General features: G+C 71.1%; 11 protein-coding genes and 1 other RNA gene. 9 read left to right on the top strand and 3 right to left on the bottom strand.

Features of this window, described 5'->3' with window-relative positions:
• Window positions 1-499: 499 nt before the first annotated feature.
• The 4 genes from SCAB_RS26565 (at window position 500) to SCAB_RS26580 (ending at window position 6,387) form a co-directional block, all read left to right on the top strand.
• Window positions 500-2,245 carry a serine/threonine-protein kinase gene (locus SCAB_RS26565; protein ID WP_013003170.1) on the top strand — a complete coding sequence of 582 codons (1,746 nt, stop codon included), beginning with the start codon at window positions 500-502 and terminating at the stop codon, window positions 2,243-2,245.
• A 347-nt stretch (window positions 2,246-2,592) separates the two neighbouring features.
• Entirely contained in the window at window positions 2,593-3,831 is a 1,239-nt protein-coding gene (locus SCAB_RS26570) for a serine/threonine-protein kinase (protein ID WP_013003171.1), read from the top strand.
• 241 nt (window positions 3,832-4,072) lie between these two features.
• Entirely contained in the window at window positions 4,073-5,179 is a 1,107-nt protein-coding gene (gene prfB / locus SCAB_RS26575) for a peptide chain release factor 2 (protein ID WP_013003172.1), read from the top strand.
• Window positions 5,180-5,487: 308 nt separating this feature from the next.
• Window positions 5,488-6,387 carry a hypothetical protein gene (locus SCAB_RS26580; protein ID WP_013003173.1) on the top strand — a complete coding sequence of 300 codons (900 nt, stop codon included), beginning with the start codon at window positions 5,488-5,490 and terminating at the stop codon, window positions 6,385-6,387.
• Window positions 6,388-6,472: 85 nt separating this feature from the next.
• Here SCAB_RS26580 and SCAB_RS26585 read toward each other — a convergent pair whose 3' ends face one another.
• A complete protein-coding gene (locus SCAB_RS26585; protein ID WP_005486830.1) occupies window positions 6,473-6,664 on the bottom strand; it encodes a hypothetical protein in 192 nt (63 codons plus the stop codon).
• A gap of 243 nt (window positions 6,665-6,907) precedes the next feature.
• Here SCAB_RS26585 and ftsE point away from each other — a divergent pair, with 243 nt between their 5' ends.
• From ftsE to ssrA, 5 genes are all read left to right on the top strand, one after another.
• Window positions 6,908-7,597 (top strand): cell division ATP-binding protein FtsE, encoded by a 690-nt coding sequence (gene ftsE, locus SCAB_RS26590; protein WP_005486827.1) that lies wholly within the window; start codon window positions 6,908-6,910, stop codon window positions 7,595-7,597.
• A 36-nt stretch (window positions 7,598-7,633) separates the two neighbouring features.
• Complete coding sequence (gene ftsX / locus SCAB_RS26595; RefSeq protein ID WP_013003174.1) at window positions 7,634-8,551, top strand: permease-like cell division protein FtsX; 918 nt, start codon at window positions 7,634-7,636, stop codon at window positions 8,549-8,551.
• A 67-nt stretch (window positions 8,552-8,618) separates the two neighbouring features.
• Window positions 8,619-9,872, top strand: coding sequence for a S41 family peptidase (locus SCAB_RS26600; RefSeq protein ID WP_013003175.1), 1,254 nt, complete (start codon window positions 8,619-8,621; stop codon window positions 9,870-9,872).
• Window positions 9,873-9,944: 72 nt separating this feature from the next.
• Window positions 9,945-10,487, top strand: a complete 543-nt coding sequence (gene smpB, locus SCAB_RS26605) for an SsrA-binding protein SmpB (RefSeq protein ID WP_037729458.1) — start codon at window positions 9,945-9,947, stop codon at window positions 10,485-10,487.
• Between the two features lie 120 nt (window positions 10,488-10,607).
• Window positions 10,608-11,009: a transfer-messenger RNA gene (ssrA, locus tag SCAB_RS44050) on the top strand.
• A 75-nt stretch (window positions 11,010-11,084) separates the two neighbouring features.
• Here ssrA and SCAB_RS26610 read toward each other — a convergent pair.
• Window positions 11,085-12,098, bottom strand: a complete 1,014-nt coding sequence (locus tag SCAB_RS26610) for a LacI family DNA-binding transcriptional regulator (protein WP_013003177.1) — start codon at window positions 12,096-12,098, stop codon at window positions 11,085-11,087.
• The gene (gene yicI, locus SCAB_RS26615; protein WP_013003178.1) at window positions 12,095-14,377 is read right to left on the bottom strand and encodes an alpha-xylosidase; all 2,283 of its coding nucleotides are present in this window, start codon (window positions 14,375-14,377) and stop codon (window positions 12,095-12,097) included. The genes SCAB_RS26610 and yicI overlap by 4 nt, the downstream gene beginning before the upstream one ends.
• Between the last annotated feature and the right edge of the window lie 303 nt (window positions 14,378-14,680).

Consider the following 14,680-nt stretch of genomic DNA (forward strand, 5'->3'; position numbering starts at 1 on the left):
TGCGCGGTCCCCACCGCAGACTTCCCCCACCGCTCACGGGCACGTCGGCCAGTACTGGGAGGCATCCTCGCACCTGCCACCGACAACGTGCCCGCCGCCCGGCATCAAGTGATCTTGATTGGTCGGCTCTGCCCCCAAAAGTGCCTGACCAGTGCCCGCCAGTTGATCACTTGAGATCGGTCACGTCCCTTTCGGCAACGGCGTACGTCCGTATCGACCACCGCGTCCGTCCGTATCCGGAACGGCGCCCGCCCGTTCGCGGCAACCAACGCCCGGGCATGAGCGTCTTTCCATCGAACACACACGGGTACCCGTACGTACTCGCGGACACGGACACCGGCAGCCGGCTCACGGCAGGTCGGACCAAGGCAAACAAAACGGGCGGGACGAGTCGGGAAGACGACAGCCCGGTACCGCGGACGACCGCACTACAGTGGGTCGGAACGCCCGCGGGACTCCAGGGTGTGACCAGGCAGGCAAGCAACAGGGAGCGCATGACGTGCGGCCGGTAGGGAGCAAGTACCTCCTTGAGGAGCCGATTGGACGCGGCGCCACAGGGGTTGTCTGGCGCGCCCGCCAGCGGGAGACCGCGGGGGCCGAGGCGGCCGTGCCCGGACACCCCGGCGAGACCGTGGCGATCAAGGTCCTCAAGGAGGAGCTCGCGAGCGACGCGGACATCGTGATGCGGTTCCTGCGGGAGCGCTCCGTGCTGCTCCGGCTCACCCACCCGAACGTCGTACGGGTACGGGACCTCGTCGTCGAGGGTGATCTGCTGGCGCTCGTCATGGACCTGATCGAGGGCCCCGACCTGCACCGCTACCTCCGGGAGAACGGCCCGTTCTCGCCCGTCGGCGCGGCCCTGCTCACCGCCCAGATCGCCGACGCGCTCGCCGCCAGTCACGCCGACGGTGTCGTCCACCGCGACCTGAAGCCCGCCAACGTGCTGCTCAGGCAGGGCGGCGGCGAGATGCACCCGATGCTGACCGACTTCGGCATCGCCCGCCTCGCCGACTCCCCGGGCCTGACCCGGACCAGCGAGTTCGTCGGCACGCCCGCGTACGTGGCCCCCGAGTCCGCCGAGGGCCGGCCGCAGACCTCCGCCGTCGACATCTACGGCGCGGGCATCCTGATGTACGAGCTGGTCACCGGGCGCCCGCCGTTCAACGGCCAGTCCGCGCTCGAAGTGCTGCACCAGCACCTCAGCGCCGAGCCGCGCCGGCCCTCCACCGTTCCGGACCCGCTGTGGACGGTCATCGAGCGCTGTCTGCGCAAGAACCCGGACGAGCGGCCCAGCGCCGTCAACCTCGCCCGCGCGCTGCGCATCGTCGCCGAGGGCGTCGGCGTGCACGCGAACTCCATGCAGATCGCCGCCGCCGACGGGGTGGGCCACATCCTGGCCCCCGACCCGGCCCCGGCCCAGGTGCCGGGCTCCGCCCCGGACCCGTTCGGCTCGGCCGACGCGACGCAGGTGCTGCCGCACGGCGCCGGCGCATACGACCCGAACGCCGCGACCAGCGTGCTCCCGCACACCTCCGGCCCGGCGGGCGCGGGGGACCCCACCACCGTGCTCCCGCACACCGGCGGCGCCGACCCCACGTCCGTCATGCCGCCGGTGCCCTCGCACGACCCCGGCGGCCGCCCGCCGGAGGAGCCGCACCCCTGGCAGAACCAGCTGCGCGCGGCCCGCGACCGCAACGAGCAGACCCAGATCCAGCAGTACCTCGACCCCGGCGAGGACCCGCTGCGCCGCCGCCCCCAGCGGCAGGCCAACCGCCAGCAGCCCCAGCAGCAGCCGCAGCGCCCTCCGCAGCAGCCGCCGCGCCGGCAGCAGCGCGGGGCCCAGGGCGGGCCCGGCGGCGGATACGGCCACCCGCAGCAGCAACAGCAGCCGTACGCCCCGCCCGCGCCGCAGCCGCAGCGCCAGCAGCCGCAGCGGTACGCGCCCGCGCCGCAGCCCCAGCAGCCGGCGCCCCGGCCCCAGCGGGAGCCGCGGCCGCCGCGTGAGCCGCGTCAGCGCAGTGCCAATCCGATGCGGATCCCGGGGCTCGGGTGCCTCAAGGGCTGCCTCTTCATGATCGTCCTGTTCGTCGTCGGTGGTTGGCTGATCTGGGAGTTCACGCCGCTGCAGGGGTGGATCGGCACCGGTAAGAGCTGGTGGGGTCAGCTCACCGACTGGGCGGGCGATGCAGGTAGGTTCGTCCGCGACCTCGTCAACTCCCAGGACTCGGGTGGCTCCGGCCAGTAGGCCGCCCAGCAGCTCGGGGTGCGCGGGTTTCGTCGGCGGGTGCGGCTCCGGTGGGGCTTCTCACGCAGTTCCCCGCGCCCCTGAAAGCACAGGCCCCTGCGGGCCTGAAAAGCACGGGCGGAGCCCCTGCTTTTCAGGGGCGCGGGGAACTGCGCGACCAGCCCTCACGCACCCGCGCCCGCCGACGAAACCCGCACCCGCACCCCCTCACGCGCCCCCCACCCCCGCCCGCGCATCACGACACTGGGGACTTGTCGACATCCGAGGGGTGATTTCCGCCTCGGCGGTGAACCTTGGGGCCCGGGGCGCGTAGCTTTGTCGCCAACACGCGGCCTGTAGGAGCAGTCTTGGGACGGAAGATCGGAAGCCGGTACACCGCGAACCAGATTCTGGGGCGGGGCAGCGCCGGCACGGTGTGGCTCGGTGAGGGCCCGGAGGGCCCCGTCGCCATCAAGCTGCTGCGCGAGGACCTCTCGTCCGACCAGGAACTCGTCGGCCGCTTCGTCCAGGAGCGCACCGCGCTGCTGGGCCTCGACCACCCGAACGTCGTCTCCGTGCGCGACCTCGTCGTCGACGGCAACGACCTCGCCCTCGTCATGGACCTCGTCCGGGGCACGGACCTGCGCACCCGCCTCGACCGCGAGCGGCGCATGGCCCCCGAGGCGGCGGTCGCCGTCGTGGCCGACATCGCGGACGGCCTGGCGGCCGCGCACGCGGCCGGGGTCGTCCACCGGGACGTCAAGCCGGAGAACGTGCTGCTGGACATGCAGGGCCCCCTCGGCCCCGGAGGCGCACACCCGGCCCTGCTGACCGACTTCGGCGTCGCCAAGCTCATCGACTCCCCGCGCCGCACCCGCGCCACCAAGATCATCGGCACGCCGGACTACCTTGCCCCCGAGATCGTCGAGGGCCTGCCGCCCCGCGCGGCCGTGGACATCTACGCCCTGGCGACCGTGCTCTACGAGCTGCTGGCCGGCTTCACCCCGTTCGGCGGCGGCCACCCCGGCGCGGTGCTGCGCCGCCATGTCACCGAGACCGTCGTCCCGCTGCCCGGCATCCCCGAGGAGCTGTGGCAGCTGCTCGTGCAGTGCCTGGCCAAGGCGCCGGCCTCGCGGCTGCGGGCGTCCGAGCTGGCCACGCGCCTGCGGGAGCAGCTGCCCCTGCTGGCCGGGATGCCCCCGCTGGACGTCGACGAGCCCGGGACGGAGTCCGGGGACGGGTACGAGGAGGCGCCCGCCGAGGCGGAGACGCCGCGCGAGCGGGTGCGGCGGGGGGCGGTGCCGCTGGTGCCGGGGGCCAAGCCGGACTCCAACCGCGACACCCACACGTCGATGCGGGTGCCGGGGCCGGACGAGCTGGCCGGGGGTGCGCGGGGGACCGCGCGGGTGCCCCGGGCGGCCGGGGCACCCCGGCCCGGGTCGGCACGCAACCGGGGCAGCACGGTGCGGCGCCGGCGGATCACGCTGGGCGCGGCGGCGGTGGCGCTGATCGCGGCCGTCGGTGTGGGTGCGTGGGCGGCGACCTCCGGCGACGAGGGCGGCGGGGCCCCGTCCGACACGAAGAATTCGGCGCCGGGGAATCCTTGACCCGGGCGCCCAGGGGGGTGGGGGTGCGGGTCTCGTCAGCGGGTGCGCGTGCGTCGTGGTTGCTCGCGCAGTCCCCCGCGTCGCTTGGAACCTGGGGTGAGCCCGGGTTTCCAGGGGGCGCGGGGAACTGCACGAGAAGCCCCCACCCGCCCGCGGCCGAAGAACCCACCCCACCGGCCGGCAGCCGCCGACGAACCCGCACCCCGCATGGCCCGCCCGGCGGAGCCGTTACGCTGGGGGCGTGGCAGTCGTCGATGTATCCGAAGAGCTGAAGTCCCTCTCCTCGACCATGGAGTCGATCGAGGCCGTTTTGGACCTCGACAAACTGAGGGCAGACATCGCCGTGCTCGAGGAGCAGGCGGCCGTGCCGTCCCTGTGGGACAACCCGGACGAGGCGCAGAAGATCACCAGCAAGCTCTCCCACCTCCAGGCCGAGGTCAGGAAGGCGGAGGCGCTGCGCGGTCGGATCGACGACCTCGGCGTCCTCTTCGAGATGGCCGAGGAGGAGGACGACCCGGACACCCGCGCGGAGGCCGAGTCGGAGCTGGCCTCCGTCAGGAAGGCGCTGGACGAGATGGAGGTCCGTACCCTCCTGTCCGGCGAGTACGACTCCCGCGAGGCCCTGGTCAACATCCGCGCCGAGGCCGGTGGTGTGGACGCCGCCGACTTCGCCGAGAAGCTGCAGCGGATGTACCTGCGCTGGGCGGAGCAGAAGGGCTACAAGACCGAGATCTACGAGACCTCGTACGCGGAAGAGGCCGGCATCAAGTCGACCACCTTCGCCGTGCAGGTGCCGTACGCCTACGGCACGCTCTCCGTGGAGCAGGGCACGCACCGGCTCGTGCGCATCTCGCCGTTCGACAATCAGGGGCGGCGCCAGACCTCCTTCGCCGGTGTCGAGGTGCTGCCCGTGGTCGAGCAGACCGACCACATCGAGATCGACGAGTCCGAACTGCGCGTGGACGTCTACCGCTCCTCCGGGCCCGGCGGCCAGGGCGTCAACACCACCGACTCCGCGGTGCGGCTGACCCACCTCCCCACCGGCATCGTGGTCTCCTGCCAGAACGAGCGTTCGCAGATCCAGAACAAGGCGTCCGCGATGAACGTCCTCCAGGCCAAGCTCCTCGACCGGCGCCGGCAGGAGGAGCAGGCCAGGATGGACGCGCTCAAGGGCGACGGCGGCAACTCCTGGGGCAACCAGATGCGTTCGTACGTGCTGCACCCGTACCAGATGGTCAAGGACCTCCGTACCGAGTACGAAGTCGGCAACCCCGAGGCCGTGTTCAACGGCGAGATCGAAGGCTTCCTGGAGGCCGGGATTCGCTGGCGCAAGCAGCAGGAGAAGTAGACAACCCCGGAACAGCGCTTTATCGACAAGGCAACTGCCTTCTCATGGGAGGCAGTTGCCTTGTGTGTGGGGGGATGTCTGGGTATTACGTCACACTCACATGTCGTTGTCCTGCCCAAATGCGGTGAACGGGACATCGCGCGCGCAACGACCTTGACGTTGCTGCGAAAACTGGGAAGTCTGGCGTATGGCATGCGCATTACTGGGGTGCATGTGAACCGGGGGACTTCGACCCAACCGACTGCTCCCGTTGATCGCGGCCCCGGGCGCTGCTCCATCTACTGATAGCTACTGGGGGTAGCAGCCATATGACGAAGAAGACGCGGATCCGCGTGGCGCGAATAGCCGCCGGTGCCGTGATCGCCGCCGGCGCGTCGCTGACCGCCGCGGGCGCCGCTGCCGCGCTGGACCTCGGTGTCGGCGTCGGTGTCAGCACCGACGACGGCGGTTCAGCCGAGATCGGTGTCTCGGTCCAGACCGGCAAGGACACCGAGGGCACCAGCATCGGTGCGTCCGAGGGCTCGACGTCCGAGGGCACCACCTCTGAGGGCACGACGTCCGAGGGGACGACGTCCGAGGGCACCACGTCCGAGGGGACGACCTCCGAGGGCACGACCTCTGAGGGCTCGACGTCCGAGGGCACCACGTCCGAGGGCACCACCTCTGAGGGCACCACCTCTGCGGGCTCGACGTCCGAGGGCACGACGTCCGAGGGCACGACCTCCAACGGGTCGTCGTCCAACGGCTCGACGTCCAACGGCAGCTCGAACTCCGGCGGTTCGTCGTCCAACGGCAGCTCGAACTCCGGTGGTTCGAACTCCGGTGGCTCGAACTCCGGCGGCTCGTCGTCCAACGGCAGCTCGAACTCGGGCGGTTCGAACTCCGGCGGTTCCTCCGACGGCGGTTCGAACTCCGGCGGCTCCACGGACGGCGGCTCGACCTCGGGCGGTTCCTCCGACGGCGGCTCCACCTCCGGTGGCACCGACCCCGACGGCGGCAACGACGAGGCCGTCCAGCAGGAGGGCTCCTCCGCCCTCACGGACACGGGCTCCGAGACCCAGGCCCAGGGCGCCGGCAGCGGCGAGCTGGCCGAGACCGGTGCCACCGAGACCGCGTTCCTGGTGATCGGCGCCGCCACGATGATCGCCGGCGGTATCGGCTTCCGTCTGCTGCCGCGCCTGATGGTCGGCCGCGGCGCCGCCGCCTGATCGTCCGCGATCGCGCGCACAGCCGTACACAGACGCAAGGCCCGGGGCAGCCAGCCCCGGGCCTTCGTCGTACCTCCGTGCCGCTCTATGCCGTCTGGTGCGCCAGCAGCGCCACCGCGGCTATCAGGATCGCCAGGAGGGCGATCAAGGTCATGGGGCTCAGGCTCGCGAAGGGGTTCTCCTGCTGGAGCCGCTCACGGCTGGCCCGGCACACGTGGCAGCGGCCCTCGGCGACGGGGGACGCGCAGTTCGCGCACACCAACCGGTCGTACGTCATGCGCCTCGCCCTCCTTGCAATGGCCTCACACCTACCTCAACGCTTCACGGAAGCGGACCGTTCCTCCCCACCACTGTGCCAGGTTCCCCGGGAGGTTGCGCGGGGGCCCGGAAAAGGGGAGGGTGCCCCCCCGTCACGCGGCCGGAAGCCGCCGGGGGCTCCTCGCGCACTTCCCCGCGCCCTGTACCGGGCCGGGGGCGGTACAGTCTCGTCCATCCATTCCCGACGGCTTGTGGTGCATCCGTGATCCGATTCGACAACGTGTCCAAGGTCTACCCCAAGCAGACCCGCCCCGCACTCAGGGATGTGTCCCTGGAGGTCGAGAAGGGCGAGTTCGTGTTCCTCGTGGGCTCGTCCGGCTCCGGCAAGTCCACCTTCCTGCGACTGATCCTCCGGGAGGAGCGGTGCAGCCAGGGGCAGGTGCACGTCCTGGGCAAGGATCTCGCGCGCCTGTCCAACTGGAAGGTGCCGCAGATGCGCCGCCAGCTCGGGACCGTGTTCCAGGACTTCCGGCTGCTGCCGAACAAGACCGTCGGTGAGAACGTCGCCTTCGCGCAGGAGGTCATCGGCAAGTCGCGCGGCGAGATCCGCAAGTCCGTGCCGCAGGTGCTGGAACTGGTCGGCCTCGGCGGCAAGGAGGAGCGCAGGCCTGGCGAGCTGTCCGGTGGTGAGCAGCAGCGCGTGGCCATCGCGCGGGCCTTCGTGAACCGGCCCAAGCTCCTCATCGCGGACGAGCCCACCGGCAATCTCGACCCGCAGACCTCCGTCGGCATCATGAAGCTGCTCGACCGGATCAACCGGACGGGCACCACCGTGGTGATGGCGACCCACGACCAGAACATCGTGGACCAGATGCGCAAGCGCGTCATCGAGCTGGAGAAGGGCCGCCTCGTCCGCGACCAGGCACGCGGCGTCTACGGCTACCAGCACTGACCGCCCCCGTCCACGGAAAGGCTTAGCGACAACGCCATGCGCGCCCAGTTCGTCCTGTCGGAGATCGGTGTCGGTCTCCGCCGCAACCTCACGATGACCTTCGCGGTCATCGTCTCCGTCGCCCTGTCCCTCGCCCTGTTCGGCGGATCGCTGTTGATGAGCGACCAGGTCGGCCAGATGAAGGGCTACTGGTACGACAAGGTCAACGTCTCCGTCTTCCTCTGCAACAAGAGCGACGCGGCGTCCGACCCCAACTGCGCCAAGGGCGCCGTCACGACCGAGCAGAAGAAGCAGATCAAGTCGGATCTCGACAAGATGGGGGTCGTCGAGAACGTCGAGCACGAGTCGCAGGACGAGGCGTACAAGCACTACAAGGAGCAGTTCGGCGACTCCCCGCTGGCCAGCAGCCTCACCCCGGACCAGATGCAGGAGTCGTACCGGATCAAGCTGAAGGACCCGGAGAAGTACCAGGTCATCGCGAGCGCCTTCAACGGCCGTGACGGTGTGCAGTCGGTGCAGGACCAGAAGGGCATCCTCGACAACCTCTTCCGGCTGCTCGGCTATCTCAACTGGGCTGCGCGCGGTGTCATGGCGGTCATGCTGATCGTGGCGCTGCTGCTGATCGTCAACACGGTGCGCGTCTCGGCCTTCAGCCGCCGGCGTGAGACGGGGATCATGCGGCTGGTCGGCGCCTCCGGCTTCTACATCCAGGCGCCGTTCATCATGGAGGCCGCCGTCGCGGGGATCATCGGCGGCACGATCGCGTGCGCCTTCCTGATCCTCGGGCAGTACTTCGTCATCGACAACGGGGTGTCACTGTCCCAGAACCTGCCGTTGATCAATTTCGTCGGCTGGGACGCCGTGCTGACCAAGCTGCCGCTCATCCTCGCGGCGAGCTTCCTGATGCCCGCGTTGGCCGCCTTCTTCGCGTTGCGCAAGTACCTGAAGGTGTGACGCATGCCCCTGGGGCCGTACCGGCAAGGACCGGTACGGCCCTTCGCGTTGTCCTAGACTCGCCGACATGCCAGGCCGCGACGTGTTCTCCCGCCCGTCACCCGCCACCACCCTCCTGGGTGCGCTGCGCGCGGCCTCTGCGCACTCGACCGGCCGGATCGGCCGCGGGGCCGCCCTGACCCTGGTCTTCGCGAGCGTGCTCGCCACGGGCGCCGCGACCGGCCTCTTCGACGCCCCGCCCGGCGGGACGGCCGCCGTCGTGAAACCCTCCCGCTCCGCCCCGGCCGGCCGGGAGCAGGACGTCGCCGCCGCCGCCGCGGCGGCCATGGCCGAGGGCGAGTCCCCGGTGGAGGCCGCCGAGCGGGCCGTCAGCCGCAGCGGCGACCGGTGGGGCGCGGTCTACTCCGAGGGCGAGTACGAGCAGTTCGAGGAGGCCCTCGACGGCGAGTACACCGGCGTCGGCCTCTGGGCCCGGCTGCGGCGCGACGGCCATGTCGAGGTCGCCCGGGTGCAGGACGGCTCCCCCGCTGCCGACGCCGGGATCCGCGCGGGCGACCGGCTCGTCGGCGTCGACGGGGAGAAGGTCGACGGACGCCCGGTCACCGAGGTCGTCTCCTTACTGCGCGGCGACGCGATCGACGGGGGGACCGGGAACACCGGCACCCCCGAGAGCGCGGCCGCCGGTACCGAGGTGTCGCTGGAGCTGCGGCGCGGCGCCCGGACCCTCCACGAGACCCTGCGCCGGGCAAGGCTGTCCACCGAGGACGTGACCGTGAGCCGCACCGCCGGCGGGGTCGGTGTCATCACGGTCGACGCCTTCACCAAGGGCTCGGGGGACGTCGTCCGCAGGGCCGTCGAGCGGTCCGCCGGCACGACGGGCTTCGTCCTCGACCTCCGTGGCAACTCCGGCGGTCTGGTCTCCGAGGCGGTCACCGCCGCCTCCGCCTTCCTCGACGGCGGCCTCGTCGCCACCTACGACGTCAACGGCGAGCAGCGGGCCCTGCACGCCGAACCCGGCGGCGACACCGCCAGGGCGCTGGTCGTGCTGGTCGACGGCGGCACGATGAGCGCGGCCGAGCTGCTCACCGGCGCGCTGCAGGACCGGGGCCGCGCGGTGGTCGTCGGCTCCCGCACCTTCGGCAAGGGCTCCGTGCAGATGCCGAGCCGCCTGCCCGACGGATCCGTCGCCGAACTGACCGTCGGCCACTACCGCACCCCCTCCGGCCGGGGCGTCGACGGCCGCGGCATCACCCCCGACCTCGAAGCGGACGAGGACGCCCTCCAGCGGGCCGAGACGGTGCTGAGCGGCCTCGGGCAGTGAGCCGCCCTCGTTAATCGGCTTCCCGCGGACCCCCTTCGTAGTGCGAAAATGGGCGGCACTATGAGCAAGGGAATGTACGTACCGAAGGAGTCCCAGCCCAAGCAGGGCGGGGCGGCCACCAAGGGCCGGGACGGCGAGAAGGGCGGCAAGAAGAAGATCGTCGCCCAGAACAAGAAGGCCCGGCACGACTACGCGATCATCGACACCTACGAGGCCGGGCTCGTCCTCATGGGGACCGAGGTCAAGTCGCTGCGCGAGGGACGGACCTCGCTGGCCGACGGCTTCGTCCAGATCGACCGGGGGGAGGCATGGCTGCACAACGCCCACATCCCCGAGTACCACCAGGGCAGCTGGACCAACCACTCCGCGCGCCGCAAGCGGAAGCTGCTGCTGCACCGCGAGGAGATCGACAAGCTGGAGTCCAAGGCACAGGAGACGGGTCACACGATCGTGCCCCTGGCCCTGTACTTCAAGGACGGCCGGGCGAAGGCCGAGATCGCTCTCGCACGCGGCAAGAAGGAGTACGACAAGCGGCAGACGCTGCGCGAGCAGCAGGACCGGCGGGAGTCGGACCGGGCGATCGCGGCGGCCAAGCGGAAGCAGCGCGAGGCGTAGCCACCACGCGGTGGTGTCACGGGGAATACGGTGGCACGCGCTCGCGTTGGTCACGTACGATGGCATCCGCACCTCACAGCGGGTGCACACCCTCCCCGGAGGGGCTTGAAAAAACAACATGGGGATGATCGGTTTCGACAGCGGATGTCGAGGCAGGGGAAGCGTGTCGAGGAAGCGGCCACGATCTCGTTAACCACAGGCCGAAAAAAATAATCGCCAATTCCAAGAGCGATTCTCCGCAGCAGCAGTTCTCCCTCGCCGCCTGATCTCAGGTAGCGACGAGACTGCTCCTGCACTAAGGAGTGTCAGCCCGGGGCTGTTCCCGACCCGGATCCTGGCATCAGCTAGGGGACTAAACCTTGATCCCGGTCACGGGGTGAAGAGGGAAATCTAACAGTGACTGGGCCCGTCGGCGACTTGTTCGCGTGATCGCCGGGGCCGAGAAAATCACAGCGAACTGCACACGGAGAAGCCCTGGTTCCACACCGTTGGACGCGGGTTCGATTCCCGCCATCTCCACAATTCCCATGTGGGCGAAGCCCCCGCTGCCGAACGGCAGCGGGGGCTTCGTCATGTCTCAGCGCGTCCGGCGTCCGGTCATCCCGCCACCCGGCGCGCCGTGCTCGCCCGCACCGTCAGCCGGGGCGGGAGCAGGGTGGCCTCGGGGACGGGGGTGCCGGAGAGCTTCCTCATCAGCAGGGCCACCGCCTGTTCGCCCACCTCCGCCGCCGGGATGGCGATCGAGGTGACGGGCACGGGGAGGGCCGCGGCGACGTCGTCCGGGCACAGGGCCGTGATCGAGAGGTCGGCGGGGACCCGCAGGCCCAGCTGCTCGAACGCGTCGACGAGGGGCTCCAGGACCGCCTCGTTGTGGATCAGCACACCCGTGAGCGCCGGCTGCTCGCGCAGGAGGCGTTCCGCGACCGCGCGGGCCGCCGCCGGGGTGGCCTCGCACGGGTGGACCGTGGAGGACATGCCGTTGCGGGTCGCGGCCGAGGTGAACCCCTGGACGACCCGCTGGGCGAACGAGGTCCGGCGGACGTAGACCTCGGGCGGGGAGCCGATGAGGGCCACCACGCGGTGCCCCAGCCCGGCCAGGTGCTCCACGCACAGCTCGCCCGCCGTCCTGAAGTCCAGGTCGATGCAGGTCAGGCCGGAGCCGTCGGAGGGGAGCCCGATCAGCACCGAAGGCCGGTCCAGGGAGCGCAGCAACGGCAGCCGGGGATCGTGGAGTTGGACGTCCATCACGATCAGCGCGTCCACCAGGGCCGAGTCCGCGACCCGGCGCAGCCCCTCCTCGCCCTCCTCCTGCGTCAGCAGCAGGACGTCGTGGTCGTGCGCGCGGGCCGTGGTGACCGCCGCGACCGCGAACCGCATGACCACGGGCACATGGATCCCGGCCCGTAACGGCATCACCATCGCCAGCACGTTCGACCTGCTGCTGGCCAGGGCGCGGGCGCCCGCGTGCGGACGGTAGCCCAGCTCATGGATGGACGCCTCGACCCGGGCCCGGGTCTCCGCCGAGATCGGCCGTTTGCCGCTCAGGGCGTACGAGACGGTGCTGGGGGAGACGCCCGCGTGCCGGGCCACGTCCGTGATCTTCACCGTCACGGCTTCCTCGTTCCCGCGGGGGCCGACTCCTCGTCCAGGTCCATCGTCACAAAGCCCGTGCCCGCCTCCGCCCGGACCTCCCGGCCCCCGGCCGCGAGCCCCCACGGCGCCCTGGGGTTCCCGCACGACGCCCGCAGCACCCGGCCCTCCCGGACGACGGTGAAGGTCACGTCGCCCACCGGCACGGTGACCCGGGCCCCGTGGGCGAGGCCGTACGCACGCAGCGTGACCCCGTCGGCGTAGTCGTAGTCCGGGCGGTCGGTCACCGCGCCGACCGGGACGACCGCGCCGGGCCGGACCAGCAGCGGCACGCTGGTGAAGTCGTGCCGTTCGCGGACCCACCGGGGGCCGGTGACCGTCCCGCCGTCCGCGAAGCGGGTCCAGGTGCCCTCGGGCACGTAGTACGTGACGTCGCCCTCGTCGCTGAAGACGGGGGCCACGAGGAGGTCGGGGCCGAGCATGTACTGGCGTTCCAGATGCGCGCAGCCCGGGTCGTCCGGGAACTCCAGCACCATCGCGCGCATCATGGGGACGCCCTCGGTGTGGGCGGTGCGCGCGGCCTGGTGGAGATAGGGCATCAGGCCGAGTTTCAGCCGGGTGAACGCGCGCAGGACGTCCACCGACTCGTCGTCGAAGAGCCAGGGCACCCGGTACGACGACGACCCGTGCAGACGGCTGTGGGAGGACAGCAGACCGAAGGCGATCCACCGCTTGAACAGCGCGGGGGTCGGGGTGCCCTCGAAGCCGCCGATGTCATGGCTCCAGTACCCGAAGCCCGACAGCCCCAGCGACAGCCCGCCGCGCAGCGACTCGGCCATCGCCTCGTACGTCGACTCGCAGTCGCCGCCCCAGTGGACGGGGAAGCTCTGGCTGCCGGCCGTCGCGGACCGGGCGAAGAGCACCGCCTCACCCTCGCCCCGGTGCTTGCGCAGCACGTCGAAGACCGTGCGGTTGTAGAGGTACGTGTAGTAGTTGTGCATCCGCTCCGGGTCGGTGCCGTCGGACCACGCCACGTCCAGGGGCACCCGCTCGCCGAAGTCGGTTTTGAAGCAGTCCACGCCCTGGGCGAGCAGCGCCTCCAGCTTCGAGGCGTACCACGCGCGGGCCGCCGGGCTGGTGAAGTCGACCAGCGCCATCCCGGGCTGCCAGAGGTCCCACTGCCAGACGTCGCCGTCCGGGCGGCACAGAAGGTGGCCGAGGTCCCTGCCCTCGGCGAACAGTGGGGAGCGCTGGGCGATGTAGGGGTTGATCCAGACGCTGATCCGCAGACCCCGGCGCTTGAGGCGCGCCAGCATGCCCTCCGGATCGGGGAAGACCCGGGGGTCCCACGTGAAGTCGCACCACTGGAACTCGCGCATCCAGAAACAGTCGAAGTGGAAGACGGACAGCGGCAGCCGGCGCTCCCGCATGCCGTCGATGAACGAGGTCACCGTCTCCTCGTCGTAGGAGGTGGTGAAGGAGGTCGACAGCCACAGGCCGAACGACCAGGCGGGCGGCAGGGCCGGGCGGCCGGTGAGGGCCGTGTACTTGCGGAGGATCTCCTTCGGGGTCGGGCCGTAGATGACGTAGTACGTCAGCTGCTGGGTCTCCGCGCTGAACTGCACCCTCGATACGACCTCCGAGGCGACCTCGAAGGAGACCCGGCCGGGGTGGTCGACGAAGACGCCGTAGCCCGCGTCGGTCAGGTAGAACGGCACGTTCTTGTACGCCTGTTCGGTGGCCGTGCCGCCGTCGGCGTTCCAGACGTCCACGGTCTGGCCGTTCTTGACGAGCGGGCCGAAGCGTTCACCCAGGCCGTACACCGAGGTGCCGACGCCCAGGTTGAGCTGTTCGCGCAGGTGGTGGGCGCCGGACGCCTCGCGCATGATGCCCATCGACCGGGGGCCGCTGGTGGTGAGGGTGCGGCCGTGGGCGAGGAAGTCGACGCGCCAGGGGCCGGTGCGGGAGACACGGACCGACAGTTCCCCGGCGGTGAGGGTGGCGTGCTCGTCGTCGTAGGAGGTGTGCGGGGTGAACTCCTCGGTGGTCAGCTCGAAACGGGGCCCGCGGGGCCGTTCGCCCTCGAAGTGGGTGAAGGTGACGCCGATGACGTCGGGCATCGGGGCGTGCGCGTCGATCGTCACGACCGGTCCCTTCAGCAGGTCGCCGCGGTGGCGGACGGGCCGGGTGGGGGCGTGCACCCGCAGGGTGCCGTCCGTGACGGTGACGTCGAGGACCTCGACCGGATGGGCCGCGGTGACGCCCTCGCGGAGCAGCCAGTAGCCGTCGGTGAACTTCATGGGGGTGGGGGTCCTTTCCGGGGCCTCGGGCCTGCTTCACGGCTTCCACCGCGATGCCGCGGGTGGGCGTGCGCTGCTTCCGGCCGGCCGCCGCGCAGGCAGCCGGGCTGCGGATGCCGTCGGCTCCTACGGCGCGAGCGCTGCCTCGACGGCCTCGCGGGGGAGCCGCCCGAGGACCGAGGAGTCTCGCGCCCGTCCGCCGTCCACACCGCCGCGGGCGGCCCGGGGCAGGGCTCCGCCCGGAGCCGCCGCAGCCTCCGCCGTACGCCTTCGTGCCGTCAACATCCTGCGCCTCCGGGGGAG

This window comes from Streptomyces scabiei 87.22 (assembly GCF_000091305.1).
Lineage (GTDB): Bacteria > Actinomycetota > Actinomycetes > Streptomycetales > Streptomycetaceae > Streptomyces > Streptomyces scabiei.

Bases quoted from the DNA above. Each gene is read 5' to 3' on its own strand.
- SCAB_RS26580 (WP_013003173.1), top strand. From the start codon at position 5,488: ATGACGAAGAAGACGCGGATCCGCGTGGCGCGAATAGCCGCCGGTGCC.
- SCAB_RS26585 (WP_005486830.1), bottom strand. From the start codon at position 6,664: ATGACGTACGACCGGTTGGTGTGCGCGAACTGCGCGTCCCCCGTCGCC.
- ftsX (WP_013003174.1), top strand. From the start codon at position 7,634: ATGCGCGCCCAGTTCGTCCTGTCGGAGATCGGTGTCGGTCTCCGCCGC.
- SCAB_RS26600 (WP_013003175.1), top strand. From the start codon at position 8,619: ATGCCAGGCCGCGACGTGTTCTCCCGCCCGTCACCCGCCACCACCCTC.
- smpB (WP_037729458.1), top strand. From the start codon at position 9,945: ATGTACGTACCGAAGGAGTCCCAGCCCAAGCAGGGCGGGGCGGCCACC.
- yicI (WP_013003178.1), bottom strand. From the start codon at position 14,377: ATGAAGTTCACCGACGGCTACTGGCTGCTCCGCGAGGGCGTCACCGCG.